The 18,772-nt window shown below is 40.7% G+C and carries 18 protein-coding genes; 11 read left to right on the top strand and 7 right to left on the bottom strand.

What is annotated here, in order from left to right; translation table 11 throughout:
• Positions 1 to 191: 191 nt before the first annotated feature.
• The 6 genes from LVY74_RS03250 to LVY74_RS03225 all read left to right on the top strand — a co-directional run bounded on the left by LVY74_RS03250 (position 192) and on the right by LVY74_RS03225 (position 7,361).
• A complete protein-coding gene (locus LVY74_RS03250) occupies positions 192 to 2,288 on the top strand; it encodes a TonB-dependent siderophore receptor (RefSeq protein WP_237813825.1) in 2,097 nt (698 codons plus the stop codon).
• A gap of 153 nt (positions 2,289 to 2,441) precedes the next feature.
• Positions 2,442 to 2,720, top strand: a complete 279-nt coding sequence (locus LVY74_RS03245) for a hypothetical protein (protein ID WP_237813824.1) — start codon at positions 2,442 to 2,444, stop codon at positions 2,718 to 2,720.
• A 3-nt stretch (positions 2,721 to 2,723) separates the two neighbouring features.
• Entirely contained in the window at positions 2,724 to 4,286 is a 1,563-nt protein-coding gene (locus tag LVY74_RS03240; protein ID WP_237813823.1) for a PepSY-associated TM helix domain-containing protein, read from the top strand.
• Between the two features lie 402 nt (positions 4,287 to 4,688).
• Positions 4,689 to 5,567 (top strand): sulfite exporter TauE/SafE family protein, encoded by an 879-nt coding sequence (locus LVY74_RS03235; protein ID WP_237813822.1) that lies wholly within the window; start codon positions 4,689 to 4,691, stop codon positions 5,565 to 5,567.
• Positions 5,568 to 5,695: 128 nt separating this feature from the next.
• Positions 5,696 to 6,787, top strand: coding sequence for a 3-deoxy-7-phosphoheptulonate synthase (locus LVY74_RS03230; RefSeq protein WP_237813821.1), 1,092 nt, complete (start codon positions 5,696 to 5,698; stop codon positions 6,785 to 6,787).
• Positions 6,788 to 6,839: 52 nt separating this feature from the next.
• Positions 6,840 to 7,361, top strand: a complete 522-nt coding sequence (locus LVY74_RS03225) for a protein tyrosine phosphatase family protein (protein WP_237813820.1) — start codon at positions 6,840 to 6,842, stop codon at positions 7,359 to 7,361.
• A gap of 9 nt (positions 7,362 to 7,370) precedes the next feature.
• Here LVY74_RS03225 and ispF read toward each other — a convergent pair whose 3' ends face one another.
• Positions 7,371 to 7,859: a 2-C-methyl-D-erythritol 2,4-cyclodiphosphate synthase gene (gene ispF, locus LVY74_RS03220; protein WP_237813819.1), complete on the bottom strand. Its 489-nt coding sequence runs from the start codon at positions 7,857 to 7,859 to the stop codon at positions 7,371 to 7,373.
• An 86-nt stretch (positions 7,860 to 7,945) separates the two neighbouring features.
• Between ispF and LVY74_RS03215 the strand changes: the two genes are divergently transcribed.
• Complete coding sequence (locus LVY74_RS03215; protein ID WP_442862766.1) at positions 7,946 to 8,608, top strand: A1S_1983 family putative colistin resistance protein; 663 nt, start codon at positions 7,946 to 7,948, stop codon at positions 8,606 to 8,608.
• An 18-nt stretch (positions 8,609 to 8,626) separates the two neighbouring features.
• Here LVY74_RS03215 and ispD read toward each other — a convergent pair whose 3' ends face one another.
• The 5 genes from ispD to LVY74_RS03190 are packed head-to-tail and all read right to left on the bottom strand — an operon-like array spanning position 8,627 to position 13,581.
• On the bottom strand, positions 8,627 to 9,349 hold the full coding sequence (gene ispD, locus LVY74_RS03210) for a 2-C-methyl-D-erythritol 4-phosphate cytidylyltransferase (RefSeq protein ID WP_237813817.1): 723 nt from the start codon (positions 9,347 to 9,349) through the stop codon (positions 8,627 to 8,629).
• A complete protein-coding gene (gene ftsB / locus LVY74_RS03205) occupies positions 9,318 to 9,710 on the bottom strand; it encodes a cell division protein FtsB (RefSeq protein ID WP_237813816.1) in 393 nt (130 codons plus the stop codon). The genes ispD and ftsB overlap by 32 nt, the downstream gene beginning before the upstream one ends.
• Before the next feature lie 11 nt (positions 9,711 to 9,721).
• A complete protein-coding gene (eno, locus tag LVY74_RS03200; protein ID WP_237813815.1) occupies positions 9,722 to 11,011 on the bottom strand; it encodes a phosphopyruvate hydratase in 1,290 nt (429 codons plus the stop codon).
• 43 nt (positions 11,012 to 11,054) lie between these two features.
• A complete protein-coding gene (gene kdsA / locus LVY74_RS03195; RefSeq protein ID WP_237813814.1) occupies positions 11,055 to 11,912 on the bottom strand; it encodes a 3-deoxy-8-phosphooctulonate synthase in 858 nt (285 codons plus the stop codon).
• A gap of 25 nt (positions 11,913 to 11,937) precedes the next feature.
• On the bottom strand, positions 11,938 to 13,581 hold the full coding sequence (locus tag LVY74_RS03190) for a CTP synthase (RefSeq protein WP_237813813.1): 1,644 nt from the start codon (positions 13,579 to 13,581) through the stop codon (positions 11,938 to 11,940).
• A 224-nt stretch (positions 13,582 to 13,805) separates the two neighbouring features.
• On the opposite strand from LVY74_RS03190, the gene LVY74_RS03185 reads away from it, so the two are divergent.
• The gene (locus tag LVY74_RS03185; RefSeq protein WP_237813812.1) at positions 13,806 to 14,282 is read left to right on the top strand and encodes a hypothetical protein; all 477 of its coding nucleotides are present in this window, start codon (positions 13,806 to 13,808) and stop codon (positions 14,280 to 14,282) included.
• A gap of 58 nt (positions 14,283 to 14,340) precedes the next feature.
• Here LVY74_RS03185 and LVY74_RS03180 read toward each other — a convergent pair whose 3' ends face one another.
• Positions 14,341 to 16,368, bottom strand: coding sequence for an NADPH-dependent 2,4-dienoyl-CoA reductase (locus LVY74_RS03180; RefSeq protein WP_237813811.1), 2,028 nt, complete (start codon positions 16,366 to 16,368; stop codon positions 14,341 to 14,343).
• Positions 16,369 to 16,497: 129 nt separating this feature from the next.
• Here LVY74_RS03180 and LVY74_RS03175 point away from each other — a divergent pair, with 129 nt between their 5' ends.
• From LVY74_RS03175 to LVY74_RS03165, 3 genes are read left to right on the top strand one after another with little or no spacing between them, the layout of a single operon-like run.
• Entirely contained in the window at positions 16,498 to 17,034 is a 537-nt protein-coding gene (locus LVY74_RS03175) for a PadR family transcriptional regulator (RefSeq protein WP_237813810.1), read from the top strand.
• Positions 17,035 to 17,042: 8 nt separating this feature from the next.
• Positions 17,043 to 17,975, top strand: coding sequence for an alpha/beta fold hydrolase (locus LVY74_RS03170; protein ID WP_237813809.1), 933 nt, complete (start codon positions 17,043 to 17,045; stop codon positions 17,973 to 17,975).
• Between the two features lies 1 nt (position 17,976).
• On the top strand, positions 17,977 to 18,681 hold the full coding sequence (locus LVY74_RS03165; protein ID WP_237813808.1) for an SIR2 family NAD-dependent protein deacylase: 705 nt from the start codon (positions 17,977 to 17,979) through the stop codon (positions 18,679 to 18,681).
• Positions 18,682 to 18,772 lie beyond the last annotated feature (91 nt).

The raw sequence follows: 18,772 nt of genomic DNA, 5'->3' as shown, positions 1-18,772 counted from the left end.
ATAAGAGATTTCGTCGCTTTACTTCATGCAAGTCATACAAACAACGAGATTTTCTGTATTCAGCTTTGCTTTTTCCTCACAAGATAAACCCAAGAATGATACTCATTCATGTAATTTTTTGTTGCATCAGACCTTATAATAGTTAATCATATTGCGAATCATTTTCATTATTTCTAATATTTGGAATAACGATGTTTAAGCCGAATGCTCTCTTCCTCGCCATCCTCAGCATCACTGCAACCTCAGTCTATGCGGAAGATAATCAAACACTCCCAACCATTACCGTTTCAGCAGACAAAACTGCAAGCAGCTCTGAAAAAACCAAAGCCTATACGGTCAAAGACAGTAGCAGTGCCACTAAACTTAATATTCCAGTCCAAGAAACACCTCAAACCGTCAATGTTGTGACGCGCCAACAAATGGATGACTTCAATCTGACCACGACCCGTGACATTTTGCGAAACACGCCTGGGGTTACAGTGACAGGTTTAGAAACCAACCGTACCACCTATACAGCGCGTGGGTTTGATATCTCCAATATTCTGGTGGATGGTGTTGGTATTCCCCAAGTAGATAGCTACAACTACAACGGTAATGACCCCGATGGCTATTTCTACGATCGTGTAGAAGTGATCAAGGGTGCAGATGCCTTGACCAATGCTTTAGGTGACCCTGGAGCAACGATTAACTATGTGCGCAAACGCCCTACTCAAGAATTTCAGGCAAATGCAGGAATTAGTTACGGATCTTGGGATACTCAACGTTATGAAGCCGACATTTCAGGCCCATTGACCCAAGATGGTCGAGTTCGTGCTCGCTTAACTGGCTATGAAAAAGCAGGAAATTCTTATATTGATCGCTATTCTGAAGAGAAAAATGGTGTTCAAGCCATCATTGAAGCAGATTTAACAGATTCGACCACTGCATCTGTTGGTTATTCCAAAGTTCACCAATTTACCAATGGCTCACAGTGGGGGGCTTTACCCCTGATTAACAGTGCAGGACAACAATTGAGTTATTCTCGTAGTTATAACTATGCACCATCGTGGACGTATTATGACTGGTCAATTGATAACTACTTTGCCTATATTGAGCAGAAACTCGGTGGTGATTGGAAAGCCAAGCTGAGCTATGATGAAAAAGCATCTACCCTGAAAGACAAGATGCTTTATCTTGGTGGCGCGCCCTCTGCAACAGATAACACTTCAGGCATTACCCTCTATCCAGAAATTTACAATCAGAAATTTCGTGAACGTACTATCAATTTGAATTTCAATGGGACTTATGGGCTATTTGGACAGCGTCATGAAGCTAACTTTGGCTACGCATGGTCAGATTATAATGTGAAAAGTTATTATGCATTAGGTGATAGCTATGGTGTGACCACAACAGATTTAGCCAGTTGGACACCTGCTACGCAATCATGGAGCAGTATTTATTCTGTCGATGATGTAAATATCATCATTAAATCGCTATATGGTGCAACACGTTTGCATCTGACCGATGATTTAAAAATGATTTTAGGCGCAAACTACACCGAAATTGACAATAAAAATACTTATCAAAAAAATAAGGTATCGCCTTATGCAGGCCTGACCTATAACTTCACCCCACATTACACGGGCTATGTCAGCTATACCTCAATCTTTAGACCTCAAACCATTATTAACAATGCCACAGGTAAAGTTTCTGATCCTGTTGAAGGCAAAAGTTATGAACTGGGTTTAAAAAGTGCTTGGCTGAATAACCGCCTGACGGGTTCGATTGCTGTATTTAGAACAGAGCAAAGTAACTTCCCACTTAACTCAACCTATAACGCAACCGATTTTAAATACTACTCGGATTTAGGCACAGTGCGCTCACAAGGGGTTGAATTGGGGCTTGCAGGTAAAGTCAGTCAAAATCTAGAAGTGTCGATGGGCTATAGTAAATTTAGCCTGAAAAATATGGAGACTGGTGTCAACCCTCGCCAATATAATCCGACCCAAACCTTTAATATTTTAACCACTTATACCGTTCCACAGTTACCAAAACTGAAAGTGGGCGCAAGTGTGCAATGGCAAGATGCGATTAGTGATCCAGCGACCAGTAACGGTTATGGCTTGATTAAACAAGGCAGCTATGCCCTGCTCAACCTAATGGCAAGTTATACCTTAAATGATCACGTTAGCTTCCAAGTCAATGGTAACAACGTGACCGATAAGAAGTATCTGACTGGTTTATATCAGGGACAAGGTTATTACGGCGCACCTGCCAACTATACGGTTGCGGTCAAATTTAAATACTAATCCATTCTCAAACATCTTTAACTCTTTCTTAAAGCCAATCCTTGTGATTGGCTTTTTTTATTGCTGCTTACAAAACAATTTAACTTGCATCTCTCAACACAATACGCAATCATATTGCGAATAATTTTCATTCGTATAAACTGGTCATATTCTATGCTTGCTTGGTCATATCGTTGGGCTGTCGCCTACCGCTTTTTAGTGGCGTTTGTCATGGGCTATGCTTGCACCAGTTTATTCATGTTAGTTCTGCTTAAAGTCTTTCAGCATTTCTTTGCCCAAGCTGAATCTGTGTATTTATCTGCCTTTATTGCCATCATTTTTTATGCCGTATTTGTTCTGAGCAGTTTCTGTATCCATTCATTGTTCAAGCTCAGTAGTGTTGCACTGATTCTATGTACCTCATTTTTTCTAGCTTCGAAATTTATAGGTTAAATGATGCATAAATCTATTCGACAATCGATGGCATGGCTGCATTCATGGTTAGGGTTAATGCTTGGTTGGGTACTATTTTGTATTTTTTTACTTGGAGCAACATCCTACTACCGCCAAGAAATCAATGCGTGGATGCAGCCTCAGTTTAATCATATTGAGGTTGATCAACAGCAAGCTATTCAAAATGCATGGGAATATTTAGAAGAAAATGCTCATGATGCCAAATCATGGTATATCAGCGTTGCTAATGCTCAACATCCCACCAGCAATGTCTATTGGCAAAAGTCCGATGGCAGCTATGCCATTAAAAATTTAGACCCTGTTACAGGTCAGGAAGTTCAGGCAGCGACAACGCAAGGCGGCGACTTTTTTTATAACTTCCATTTTCAGTTATTTGGTGTGCCCTACATGATCGGGCGACTGATTGTCAGTTTTGCTGCTTTTATTATGCTCATTGCGTTGATTTCAGGCGTGATTACCCATAAAAAAATCTTTACCGATTTTTTTACTTTTCGAACATTTAAAGGGCAGCGTTCTTGGCTAGACTTTCATAATGTGGTTTCTGTGATTGCTCTGCCGTTTTTCCTCACCATCACCTTTACGGGGCTGACCATTTTCTTTAACTTGTATTTGCCTTATGGCATACAGCAAGTCTATTCACCCAAGCAAAGCTTACAATTTTTTGAAGAAATTACCTCGACTCAACCAATCAGTACAGCACAAGGTCAATCCACAGCCATGCTCACGTTTGAGCAACTGAACCATAAAATACAACAACAATGGCCCAATCAGCCTGAGATCAATACGATTGAGGTCAAGGCTCCCTATACATCTTTGGCACAAATTCAAATTAAACAGTTAGAAGATCATAGCATTAGCTTAAAACCCGAACAGCTTTCAATTGCAGGTTCAACAGGACAGATTTTGCCTGATATTCGTAATTACAGTCCTGTCGCTACGCTTTATTCAGGTGTTTATGGTTTACACATGGCGCCGTTTGCTCAACCACTTTTACGTCTTGGGTTATTTTTTAGCGGACTTTTGGGCTGTGCCATGATTGCTTCAGGACTACTGCTCTGGAGTCTCAAACGTCAACTACATGCAAAATCTAAAAGCTTTCATTTTGGGCATTATCTGGTAGATCGAGGAAATCTTGCTTGTTTTGTCGGATTACCCATCTCAATGCTGGTCTATTTCTATCTCAATCGACTCGTTACGCCGTATATACATGGCAATAATTATGAGATTCAGGGCTTTTTTCTGACATGGCTCATCAGCTTGGTTGCTGCTCTTTTCACAAAAAAAGCCTATCTTTGGCGTAGCCAATTGACCGTATTGATTGCTTTAGCAACACTGTTGCCACTGGTCGATTACTATAGCCTCTATCAACAGCATCTTTTATTTAGCCAAAGTTATTGGACATATTTACGTGTTGATCTATTTTTTTGGTTATTTGCAGGTTTAGCTTTCTTAATCTATCGCAATATCCAACCGATTCAGCAACAGGCTCATCAACGTATACAGCGAAAATCATCCTTGAACTCAGAACTTGAGGCAAAATCGTGATGCTTATTGTCATTTTATTTGTCCTGATTTTTACTGGCTTTTATCTCCTGTTCCTAGTGAGTGAAAAACAGCTCAAACAAACCGCTCAATCCCGTTTTCAGATCATCTTAAAATATCGTAAATTGACACGTTTCAGTGCCTATCTTTGCTTTCTTTGTGGATTTTATCTGAGTATTTCCATCTATGGATTTTCCATTGGTTTTATTAGTAGCTGGATTTTCGCTTCGCCCATCATTTTTGCACTGATTTTATGCAATAACCGTTTAAAAAAACCTCTAAAACTATAAATTTCAAGATTTGAGGCGTTTATTCATTTTTAGAATAAGCAAATCATATTTTATGACTACATTTTTTCATAAAAACTCCTAAGATATGCACAAATTTATATAATGGCATACACTCATGGTTGATGCAGTTCAGTTCATTTTAGCAGGCATGCTTGTTGGTTTTTGTGTAGGTATCACAGGGGTGGGTGGCGGCTCACTCATGACGCCTATACTGATCAGTTTATTTAAGATCGAACCCCACATTGCGATTGGTACTGACCTGATCTATGCCTCAATTTCTAAGCTTTGCGGCTCGGCAGTACATGCCAAAAAATTGAATATCGTTTGGTCAATCGTCATTTGGCTGTCTATTGGCAGTATTCCTGCTTCCTTTGCAACGCATTGGGTTCTTGAGCATTATTTAAGTCAGTCCGCACAATACAAAGCCTTACTGACCATGGTGTTAGGTTTTATGTTGACCATCACAGGACTTTCTATTGTTTTTCGCTCACAAATCGAGAAATTCTTTAAGCGCTTCCGTGACCAACAGTCACCATCAGATGAATTATCTTTTACGGGGAAACGCCGTATTTATATCATCATCATGGGGGCAGTCTTAGGAATATTTGTGACCTTGTCTTCAGTCGGTGCAGGGGCTTTTGGGGTTATGGCGCTGATTCTACTTTTCCCAAATCTCCCGATGATCCGTATCATTGGTTCAGATGTTGCCCATGCCGTGTTACTGACTTTTGTTGCTGGTATGGCACATATGAGTTCGGGCAATGTCGATTTTCACCTTTTAGGTTGGTTACTCATCGGTTCGATTCCTGCAATTATTTTTGGCACACTCATCAGCTCGAAACTGCCAGAAAAAATGATTCGTAAAATTTTAGGCATTACCTTATTTTTACTGGGGATTAACTTCATCGTACATCCAAGCAAAGAAAAGCCAAAAGCCAAAGCTGAAACTGCAATGTTGATTCAGCCTGCAAATTCAACTCAACAGCATGTTTAATGCTGTTGAGCATTAGACTAATAGACGTTTTAAATCCAAAGTTTTAGTGCAATCACGCTCCTTTGTTTCATAAAGCATGCTATAGTCAGATTCATCCTGATGATCGTATTTTTTAACCAGTGAAGGCAATGAATAGTTTACAGCCCCATTCTATTACCTCAGCCGATATTGATGACATCAATATCCAAAGTATCCAACCGCTTGTTACTCCAGCACAATTAAAAGAAGAACTTCCTCTTTCTGAGCAAGCCTATCAAACTGTGCTCAAAGGACGTGACACGATTCGTAAGATTTTGGATGGTGAAGATAAACGTTTATTTGTGGTGATTGGCCCATGTTCAATCAATGATCCAAAAGCTGCACATGAATATGCTGAACGCCTTAAAGCACTCAGCGAAAAAGTCAAAGATACGCTTTACTTGGTTATGCGTGTCTACTTTGAAAAACCGCGTACCACGATTGGCTGGAAAGGTCTGATTAACGACCCAGATATGAATGACTCATTCAATATCGAAAAAGGTCTGCGTATTGGACGTAAATTATTACTCGAGTTGAATGAAGTCGGTTTGCCGTGTGCGACTGAAGCACTTGATCCAAACTCACCACAGTATTTACATGATTTAATTTCTTGGTCTGCAATTGGTGCACGTACTACCGAAAGCCAAACTCACCGTGAAATGTCTTCAGGTTTATCCTCTCCTGTAGGCTTTAAAAATGGTACAGATGGCGGTTTAACTGTTGCAACCAATGCGATGCAAGCTGTAAAACATGGACATAGCTTCTTGGGTCTCAATGAAGATGGTCAAGTTTCTGTGATTCGTACCAATGGCAACCCTTATGCCCACGTAGTACTCCGTGGCGGTAACGGCAAGCCAAACTACGATGCAACGTCTGTTGCAGAAGCAGAGCAAGCTTTGGCAAAAGCAAAAGTTAGCAATAAAATCATGATTGATGCTAGCCATGCCAACTCAAACAAAGATCCATACCTACAACCATTAGTTCTTAAAAATGTCACTGAGCAAATTCTCGATGGCAATAAATCAATCGTTGGGTTAATGGTTGAAAGCCACCTTAAAGGCGGTCGCCAAGATATTCCAGACAACTTATGTGATCTTGAATATGGCAAATCCGTGACTGATGGCTGTATCGATTGGGATACAACGGAAAAAACGCTACTTGAAATGCACGATGCATTAAAAGACGTCTTACCAAACCGTTAATTGTTTTACAATACGCCATCATGATGATGGCGTTTTTTATGATTGATCACACATGAACAGTTTAGAACAAGCGCTTAGCCAGACCCTCAACTTTCAATATATTCATGAACGTCTTTTGAGTTCAGGGCAGCCAACCGTTGAAGAGCTTAAGCTCATCAAAGCCTATGGTATTAATACCGTCATTAATTTGGCATTGAGTGATGCCAGCAATGCGCTTGAACATGAAGATAAAATTTGCCTTGAATTGGGGCTAAACTATATTCAACTTCCCATTCACTGGGAACTTCCCGATCCAGAGCAAGCTCTCTTTGTTCTCGATACCCTGAACTTTCTAGTGAAAGAACAAAGTATCTGGATACATTGCTCTAAAAATTATCGGGTGAGTGCATTGATGTATTTATATCGCCAGTACTATATGAACAATGACATTGAACAGGCACAGCATTATTTACACCAAATTTGGGAACCTAATGATACGTGGACAGGTTTGATCCACAATGTTGCTTTACAACTTCAAGGACGTAAAGCAACATTAGAGCTTCAACAAGCCCTGATGGGAAAAGCATTTTCATAATGCCTGTTCTTAGCTTGCTGCCACCAACAATACGGTGGCAGTTGCCAAAATTCCTTCCTGACGTCCAGTAAAACCTAACTTTTCAGTAGTTGTTGCTTTAATACTAATTTGCGAGACATCCACATCAAGCACATCTGCAACACTTTGACGCATATCTAAATTGTATTTCGCCAATTTTGGACGTTCACAAGCCACGGTCATGTCAGCATTACTGAGCATATATCCCCGATCTAAAATCAATTGATAGACGTGTTGCAACAGTTTACGACTATCTGCTCCCTTAAATTCTGGATCAGTATCTGGAAAATGCTGCCCAATATCACCGAGTGCCAATGCACCTAGCAAAGCATCACACAGTGCATGCAAGACCACATCACCATCGGAGTGTGCTTTTAATCCTTGTGTATGTGGAATTTGAACACCCGCCAATGTGACAAATTCACCATCTTCAAAAGCATGTACATCCATACCCTGCCCAATTCTAATTTTTGCAACCATGGTAAACTTCCTTCTAAGACTTGTGTTTGTTATTGCGGATTCGCTATAGTTAGCGCTAGCATCATATTGTCAAAGTATAAGCGATCATGTCGTTGAATTTTAATCTTTATAGCAATAAAGCATTCGGCTGTATGGTTATACTCAGTGTATTTGTGTGTATCCAAAGTTCTGCTGAACAACCGCTATGTCATTCAAAGTTGCATCAATCTCGCCAACTCTACTGTCATACTCAATACCAATCGCAAGTGAATCAGATTAATCAGCTTTATCTCAGTTCTAACTTAGTTACAAATGCCCCCTTACAACTTTTACACGACACACAAAATATGTGGCAAGCTCGCCTTGCTCAATGCAAAAATAAAAATTGTCTAGAACAACAATTTGATTTGCGTAGTGAAGACCTCAATGCTTATAGCTCACTCAATCAAAGTCTGACACAACATTTTATTAAATATCATCATGGTCAAATTGCTCAACCGCAGACCTATTTACAAATTCATCAATTAGAACAAGACAAAATTAAAATTGAAGGCTGGGTCTATCGCAATCCAAATACCAGTCTCGATAAACTTAGTTTTGCTTTTCTGGCATACTTGAATAATGCAGATAAAAGCAAGGTGACCAACAATGAAACTGCATGTCAGTATCAGTTTAATTATCAAAAAGCAGTCTTGGTCGTAAGCAGTACCAATCGTGTCAGCAAGAAAAATTGCCAACGTTTTACAGGCACATATCGCTTATATGACTAATTCAAAGTACAGCTCAAGTTAATTTGCTAATTGTTGAGCAGTTAAAATAAGTTCAGCCAACTGTAAATCTTCAGGGTAAGTTATTTTAATATTGTCAGAACGCCCATGCACAACAATCACAGGCTGCTGGGAAAACTCCAATGCACTTGCTTCATCTGTAATATTAATTCCAGCAGCCAAAGCATGTTCTATCGCTGCTTTTAATACAGAGAATTTTGCGATTTGCGGTGTTTGCGCCTGCCACAAAGCTTCACGGCTCACCGTAGTTTCAATCTGATTCTGATCAACCACACGCTTTAAAGTATCACGCACAGGCGTTGCTAAAATCGCACTACTGTTATGCTGTTGCGCCTTTTCAACTAAATCTTGTAATGATTTCAATAAAATACAAGGTCGCGCTGCATCATGTACCAGTACATAATCATCATCTGCTGCAAATGCTTCTAAATACTTTAAGGCATTGAATACTGAGTCAACACGTTCAGCACCACCCGAACAAAAATGAGCTTTGTCAGGAAAAGCTAAAGGGAGTTTTTGGGCAAGTTGATCTTCTGGACTAATCGCCAGAACATAACCTGCTAGAGGAAGTTGATTCAAACGCGCCACACTATGTTCAAGCACAGTCTGATCTAAGATGTTTTGATATTGTTTTAATTCAGTTTGTGAAAATCTGCGACCCGAGCCCGCAGCAGGAATAATAGCCCAAAGTTTAGTGCATATCTGGGCTGTCTTCATCTTCATTCGTACCTACATCTTGTTGCTTATTCGGATCAACATAAGTCGATTGATACTGCGTTGTAATTGTACTCATTTGTACAAAAGTTTCATGCGGCTTAATTAAACCTAAGTCCAAACGCGCATGTTCTTCAATCGCTTCTGCACCATTTTTCAAATCATAAACTTCTGCACCCAAGATTCGGTTACGCTCTTTTAGCTCTTGGTTAACTTCCGTTTGTTGCTGGATTTGTTGCATGAGTTTTTGATGATCATAATAACCACCCTCACCAAACCAGAACATATATTGAAACCCTGCGACCAAAATGATCGCAAGGCACAATATGATGCGACTTGAAAAAGAGTTAAAGGTCTCTTTCCAAAACATCAACATAAAGCTTAGTTCAAACCTTTGAATTCAGCTTTACCGCGATAAATCGCTTGCGTCAATTCTTCAATACGAAGCAATTGGTTATATTTTGATACGCGGTCAGAACGGCACAGTGAACCTGTTTTGATTTGACCCGCAGCAGTACCAACTGCCAAATCAGCAATGGTTGAATCTTCTGTTTCGCCAGAACGGTGTGAAATTACAGTTGTGTAACCATTTGCTTTAGCAAGGTAAATTGCATCTAAAGTTTCAGTCAAAGTACCGATTTGGTTGTACTTGATCAAAATTGAGTTTGCAACGTTTTGGTCAATACCGCGTTGTAAAATCTTCGGATTGGTTACGAACAAGTCATCACCAACCAACTGGATTTTATCACCCAAGATTGAAGTCAAGTACGCCCAACCGTCCCAGTCAGATTCATCTAGACCATCTTCGATTGAGATAATTGGATATTGTTTTACCAAACCTGCAAGGTAGTCGGCAAACTGGTTGCTTGTGAATGCTTTGTTGCCTTCACCTGCAAGGATGTACTGACCATTTTTGTAGAATTCTGAAGATGCACAGTCAAGTGCAAGCATAATGTCAGAACCTGCTTTATAGCCTGTTTGACCGATTGCTTCCAAAATAACCGTGATTGCTTCTTCGTTTGAACGCAAGTTTGGCGCAAAACCACCTTCATCACCAACAGCAGTGTTTAAACCTTTTTTGTTTAAAACTGATTTTAGGGAATGAAAGATTTCAGCACCCGCACGCAATGCTTCAGCGAATGAACTAAAACCTACAGGTTCAATCATAAACTCTTGAATATCAACATTATTATCTGCATGTGAACCACCATTTAAGATGTTCATCATTGGCACAGGCATAGACAATGTTGTTTGACCACGCAAATTTGCGATGTATTGGAACAAAGGAAGTTTTTGTTCAGTTGCCGCTGCACGCGCTGCTGCTAGAGATACAGCCAACGTTGCATTCGCACCCAATTTAGCTTTGTTTTCAGTTGCATCAAGCGCAATCATTTGTTCATCAAGTGATTTTTGCTCAAATACGCTTTGACCAACAAGCAAATTGCGAATATCGCTATTTACATTTTGAACTGCAGTACGTACACCTTTACCTAAGTAACGTGATTTATCACCATCACGAAGTTCAAGTGCTTCACGAGAACCTGTTGAAGCACCTGACGGTGCACATGCACGACCAACAACCCCAGAATCTAAAATAACATCTGCTTCGATGGTTGGGTTACCACGAGAGTCCAAAATTTCGCGCGCACGAATGTCAACGATTTGGCTCATGAACAATTCCTCTGTTAATTAATAAGCTAATGCATTCAACGCATTAGTGTGTGTCTAATTTTTCAAATCCTTTGACCAACGTATCCAATTCTTTAAGCTGAGCCAAGAATGGTTCAAGTTGGGATAAACGTAAGGCACATGGGCCGTCACATTTCGCTTCATCTGGATTTGGATGAGCTTCTAAAAATAAGCCAGCTAAACCTGTTGCCATGCCTGAACGAGCAAGCGTGGTAATCTGAGCACGGCGACCGCCCGCAGAGTCTGCACGACCACCTGGGGTTTGCAAAGCATGTGTCACATCAAAAAATACAGGCACATTCATGGCTTTCATGGTATCAAAACCCAGCATATCAACGACAAGGTTGTTATAACCAAATGCAGAACCACGTTCACAAAGAATCAACTTGTCATTGCCTGCTTCTAGACATTTATTCAAGATATGATTCATTTCACGTGGAGATAAGAACTGTGCTTTTTTGATGTTAATAATGGCATTGGTTTTTGCCATGGCTTCAACAAGGTCTGTCTGACGACTTAAAAATGCAGGAAGCTGAATAATGTCTGCAACTTCAGCCACAGGAGCCGCCTGATACGGTTCATGTACATCAGTGATAATTGGAACATTAAAATGTTTTTTAATGTCAGCAAGCCATTCAATACCTTTTTCCAAACCAGGACCACGGAAAGAATATAAGCTTGAACGGTTGGCTTTATCAAAGCTGGCTTTAAAGACATAAGGAATGTCTAAACGCTTACAAATATCGATATACGTTTCTGCAATCTCAAATGCAAGATCTTTTGATTCAAGTACATTCATGCCGCCGAATAGTACAAATGGCAAATGATTTGCCATTTGTATATCGCCTAAACGTACAATTTCTTGTGGTTTTAATTGTGACATTTAAACTTCCTGAAGTTGGAGTAATTTAATTTTTACTTTTTTGATACTGTTTTTTAGCTGCATCAATAAAGCTAGCGAACAACGGATGCCCATCACGTGGCGAGCTTGTAAACTCTGGGTGGAATTGCACTGCAATAAACCAAGGATGTGCAGGAATTTCAACCGTTTCAACCAAATGTTGTGCAACAGAATAACCTGAAATTTTCATGCCAACTTCTTCAAGCGGTGCAATAAAACGGTCATTCATTTCATAACGATGGCGGTGACGTTCTGTAATCTCAGCTTTACCATACACTTCACGTGTTTTCGTGCCTGCAACCAATTCAGATTTTTGAGCACCCAAACGCATTGTGCCGCCCAAATCAGACTCAACACTACGTTGTTGCAATTCGCCGCGCTCATCTAACCATTCAGTAATCAAACCAATCAATGGATATTTTGTAGCACGATTGAATTCTGTTGAAGTCGCTTCTGGTAATCCTGCAACATGGCGAGCATATTCAATGACTGCAAGCTGCATACCCAAGCAAATGCCCAAGAATGGAATTTCGTTTTCACGAGCGAACTGAATGGCTTTCATTTTCCCTTCAGTACCGCGTTCACCAAAACCACCTGGAACCAAGATTGCATCGGCATCTTTGAGCTCAGCCGCAACATCTTTTGATTCAAGTGCTTCTGCATCAACATAATCGATTTGCACTTTAACGCGGTTTTGAATACCCGCATGCAATAACGCTTCGTTTACTGATTTATAAGCATCTGGGAGTTCAACATATTTACCCACCATCGCCACACGTACTGTGTACTCTGGATTAAATAATGCTTCACAGACCTGATCCCAGTCAGACAAGTCAGCTTCTGGTAAATCGTTGTAACCAAAACGTTCACAGATCAAGTCATCAACGTTTTGTTCATAGAAATTACGCGGGATTTGATAGATTGTTTTTGCATCTTTACAAACAACAACTGCACGCGCTTCTACGTTAGTAAAGAGTGCGATTTTGCGTTTAGTGTCTGCATCAACATCATGTTCAGTACGGCAGATTAAAATATCTGGCTGAATACCAATCGAAAGCAATTCTTTTACAGAGTGCTGCGTTGGTTTAGTTTTGAGTTCAGCAGCAGATTTGATATATGGCAACAACGTCAAATGCATGAGCATGCTACGTTTGTGGCCAAGTTCAACCAATAACTGACGAACAGACTCCATAAATGGAAGTGACTCGATATCCCCAACTGTGCCACCGATTTCAACGATCGCAACATCGTAGCCTTCGCCAGCGCGAAGTACACGTTCTTTAATATTGTCCGTAATATGCGGGATAACTTGTACCGTACCACCGAGATAATCACCGCGACGTTCTTTGTTCAGGACGTCTTGATATACTCGGCCACTCGTAAAGTTATTGAGCTTGGTCATTTTCGCACGACGTAAGAAACGTTCGTAATAACCCAAGTCTAAGTCTGTTTCGGCGCCATCTTCGGTTACGAAGACTTCACCGTGTTGAAAAGGACTCATTGTCCCTGGATCGACATTAATGTATGGATCCATTTTAACCATGGTTACTTTTAAACCACGAGCTTCTAAAAGTGCAGCAACTGAAGCAGCTGAAATACCTTTACCTAGTGATGATACAACACCACCAGTAACGAAAATAAAATGGGTCATTCGGTTTCTCGTACAATCAAGCCTAAATCGGCATGCAATGCTGGGCAATTTTACTTTACTCTGGCCCTATAAAGCAAAGTCATTCCACAGGTATTCACATAACAAATTACAATTGCCTATTTTACCACCATTTTTGATGCAATATGGTGACATATCTGTACATTTGCAATTGAATTTTTATTGCTATAATGTCGCATCTTTATTTAAGTCAATTTTGTTACGCGATGAATAAGAAACTTCTGCTCTGCGGTGCGATCGCCGCTGGTCTACTTCTTGTAGCTTGCTCGAAAGAAAAAGAACCTTCTCAAGATAATCAACCTGCACAATCTGAGCAAACAACAAATCCTGCATCTGAGCAATTTCACTCTATTAATGAAACTACTGCTCCAGCAGCGTCTGAAGTTGCACCGCCTGCACCTCCAACCCCAAAGGTAGTGACCATTCAGCGTGAAGAAACTGAACATACCACCACAGAAATTCGTCGTGAAACGAAAGACGTAACTGCTGATACAGCAACTACGGACAACACCACAGCACCAGCAACCAATAGTTCAACTACTACAACAGAAAGTAGTGCAAATTCAAGTAATAGCCAAGCTGTCACTGAGAAAAAACCTGCTCCAAGCAAAAAAGCACATTTAACTGAAGATGATGCTGTTGCTGCTGCAATTGCTGCTGCAAAACCCGCACTAAACAACTAAGATTGCATGCTTAGCCATAAAAAAACCAGCGCAATGCTGGTTTTTTATTTCTAAACAGTTAAATCGTTGCTGCAAGTTCAGCGCCTTGGCGAATTGCTCGTTTAGCATCGAGTTCACCTGCTTCTTTAGCCCCACCAATCAAATGAACAGACTTGCCTTGTGCCAGCAGTTCATCATACATCGCGCTATAGGATTCTTGACCTGCGCAAATAATTACGTGGTCAACAGCAAGCAGTTTACGCTGCTCATTCACTATAATATGTAAGCCCTGATCATCAATTTTTTCATACGTAACGCCTGAGAGCATGTGCACATGACGATGTTTAAGACCAAGTCGATGAATCCAACCTGTGGTTTTCCCTAGATGTGCGCCAACTGCACTATTTTTTCGCTGCAATAAAAACACTTCTCGAGCCGCTGTTTCAGGATGACTGGCTTTTAAGCCTCCTGTATATTCATAACTCGGATCGATTCCCCATTCATCATAAAATTTTTCAGGCACAATACTGGCACTGGTTCCTGACTGCGTGATGAATTCAGCCGTATCAAACCCGATTCCTCCCGCGCCAATAATCGCAACCCGTTGTCCTATAGGTTGTTTCTCCTTTAAAACCTGTAAATAATTGAGAACCTTTGGATGATCAATACCCTCTATATCGAGTTGTCTTGGCGTGACACCTGTCGCAATCACAATTTCATCATAATCAGCTTGTTGCAAGCGATCACTATTCACGCGTTGATTTAATTTGAGTTGAATTTGTTCAGCATATAATTCAATTTGACGTTGAAAATAACGCAGTGTTTCATAAAATTCTTCTTTGCCCGGAATGGTTTTGGCAATATTAAATTGTCCACCTATTCGGCTTTCTGCATCAAATAAATCAATCTGATGCCCACGTTGTGCTGCATAAATCGCAAAGCTTAAGCCTGCAGGCCCTGCACCAATGACGGCAATTCGTTTTTTCTGAGTGGCTTCTTTAAAAATCAGCTCGGTTTCATAACATGCTCGTGGATTGACCAAACAAGATGCTATTTTCATCGAGAAAATCTGATCTAAACAGGCTTGGTTACAGCCAATACAGGTGTTGATTTCATCAGAACGCCCTTCACTGGCTTTAAGTACAAACTCAGGATCAGCAAGCATCGGGCGTGCCATGGAAACCATATCCGCATGACCAGATGCCAAAACATGTTCTGCCATTTCTGGGGTATTGATACGGTTCGACGTAATTAATGGAATCTTGACCTGACCTTTGAGTTTTTGTGTGACCCACGTAAATGCAGCGCGAGGCACTTTGGTGGCAATCGTTGGAATACGCGCTTCATGCCAGCCAATGCCTGTATTTAAAATGGTTGCGCCAGCTTGTTCAATTTTTTTCGCAAGATCGATGACTTCTTCTAAATTTGATCCACCTTCAACCAGATCTAACATCGACAGGCGATAAATAATAATAAAGTTTTCACCTACAGCTTCACGCGTACGACGTACAATCTCCAAAGCAAAACGAATACGGTTTTCATACGTACCACCCCATTCATCATCTCGATGATTGGTGCGTGCAGCGATGAATTCATTAATCAGATAACCTTCAGACCCCATAATTTCCACGCCATCATAACCTGCGTACTGAGCCATTTCGGCACAGTGAATAAAGTCATGAATGGTTTGCTCAATCTCCTCAGCACTTAATGCATGAGGTTTTACAGGGTTAATCGGCGCTTGTATTGCCGAAGGTGCAACAATGTTAGGTTGATAAGAATAACGCCCTGTATGCAGGATTTGCATGGCAATTTTACCACCTGCCTCATGTACAGCTTCAGTAATTTGGCGATGCTTTTCTGCATCTTCCTGATTATCGAGTTTTGAACCGCCCAAAAATGTCACGCCTGCTGCATTGGGGGCTATTCCTCCCGTGACAATTAAGCCTACACCACCACGCGCACGCTCAGCATAAAAAGCTGCCATACGTGCATAGCCATTTTCTGCTTCTTCCAATCCCACATGCATTGAACCCATCAACACACGGTTTTTTAATGTGGTAAATCCCAAATCTAAAGGGGCAAATAAATGCGGATAAGTCGACATTTCAGACTCCTGCTAGCATCATGCTGGCGTTATTATGCAATTTGTTGCATTTAGTTATAGTCAAGTTTCTTTTTCAATGCAACTTGTTGCATAATCTATTCAGTCACTTTTTGTTATCCTGTCAAAATTATGTCTTTAGCCCATGTTTTACTTACCAGTTTATTGGAAAAGCCAAGTACAGGCTTTGAATTGGCACGGCGCTTTGACCGCTCTATGGGCTATTTTTGGAATGCAACTCATCAACAGATTTATCGCGAGCTAGGACATATGCTCAGCAAAGGCTGGATTTCCACCGTAGATGAGGCTCAATCTTCTCGTAAAAAAGTCTATCAAGTGAAACAGTCTGGTCGAATTGAACTGGCTGACTGGCTCAGTAAACAAAGCCCTCCTGCCCAACTTCGTGAAGATTTGATGGTACGCCTTCGCGCAGAGGCAAAATTGGGTGGAAATTTGATTTTGCCTGAGTTACAACGCCATTTAACCCTCCATCAGGAAACGCTCAACATTTATCAAAGCATTTATCAAAAAGATTTTGGCGATAATATTCCACTACAACGGACGTTATATATTCATAAAATGATTTTAGAATTGGGCATACAGCTTGAGCTGGAGTGGATTAAATGGTTACAACAATTAATTCCCGTCTTGGCAAGATTAGAAGAATAAGGTGAGCTATGCCATTTTATGTCATGCGTGACCAACAATCTCTTTTTGTACGTGAATTTGGTCAAGGACAACAGGTTGTCATCGTGCTTTCAGGTTTAGGAATGAAAAGCTGGCAATGGCTACCTTTTTTGTATCAGCATCGTAAAAAATTTCGTTTTATTATTCCTGACTGGCGCGGTTTTGGGCATTCCCGACACTGTGAAATTCCTCAAGGTTTAGATGCCATTTCGAGTCATTGGCAAGATTTAAGTGATGTTATTCAGCATAAACATCTTGAAAAATTTATCGTGATTGCATACTCAATGGGTGCAACAACCGCTATGCATGGTATGGCACACGGCGATTTAACAACTTATCTGCAAGCCTATCTACATATCGATCAAAGCCCCAAAATTGCAGTCGATGCAACATGGTCACATGGACTTTTTGCTGAACAACAACAACTTTTTAAACAGCATTTGGCTCAGCTTTCTCAGTTATTACACACCTATCACCCTCATCGCTACATTCAAGAGCTGTCAAGCCATGAGCGTTTTCATCTGATTGCCATTTGGCATCAACTTCTTGAATTTCAAAATAGTAATGATTTATTTCCACGTTTATTTAAAGTGGCGCAACGTCATCATATGCTGCAACCGATTATTTTACCCATGCAGCGTTTAGATTATCTTGCTTGGTATGTCGATACATATTTACAGCATGATCAGGATTATCGTGTCGCTTTACAGCAACTGAACTGTCCAAGTACATTTTTTATGGGCACACGCTCTAAACTGTATCCAATTGAAGGACAACGCCTGATTGCCGCCAATATGCAGCAACAAGCACATTGTGTTGAATTTGAGCGCTCAGGGCATACCCCTTTGGTTTCTGAACCCAAAAAATTTGCTCAGGCACTTTCGGCTTTTTTACGACGACATCATCAACACTCAGGAGAATAATATGCAAAAACTGGTGATCTTTTCTGGCGCAGGAATGAGTGCTGAAAGTGGTATTGATACCTTTCGTGACAGTAATGGCTTATGGGAAAATTATGCCATTGAGGATGTTGCCACACCTGAGGCATGGGCGCGCCAACCTGAACTGGTACAACGCTTCTACAATCAACGGCGTAAACAGATCTTGGCAGCACAGCCCAACCTTGCTCACCAACTGATTGCATTATTACAAGCTTACTTTGAGGTCAGCGTCATTACACAAAATATTGATGACTTACATGAACGTGCTGGCAATCAGCACGTGATACATTTGCATGGCAATATTCGACTTGCAAAAAGTTCTGCACCAGATATATGCAAAGAATCAGAACATTTCTACCCAATTGATGGTTGGGAACTGCGTTTAGATCGTGATTTTGCTGAGGATGGCTCACCTCTGCGCCCACATGTGGTGTGGTTTGGTGAAGCAGTTCCCGAATATGAGCATGCTCAGCAGATTGTCCGTCAAGCTGATATTTTTATTGTGATTGGCTCAACTTTACAGGTTTATCCTGTCGCGGGTTTGATTCATCATATCCCAAAACATTGTCAGGCATTTTATATTGACCCTAAAGCTAGCCATGCCGCTGTACCCAAACAATATCAATTGATTCAAAAGACTGCGACACAAGGTATAGCTCAACTTTTTACACAACTGATTTCCTCCTAAGCAGATACCGAGTCATTCAAACAATCTACAAAAGAAAATCAGTGCTTTAGCATGTTCAATTCATTCATAAAAAAGCCATCCGAAGATGGCT

Origin of the sequence: Acinetobacter sp. ME22 (assembly GCF_022012315.1) — a bacterium.
Classification (GTDB): domain Bacteria; phylum Pseudomonadota; class Gammaproteobacteria; order Pseudomonadales; family Moraxellaceae; genus Acinetobacter; species Acinetobacter brisouii_A.
This window is presented reverse-complemented; position numbering and strand designations above follow the sequence as displayed.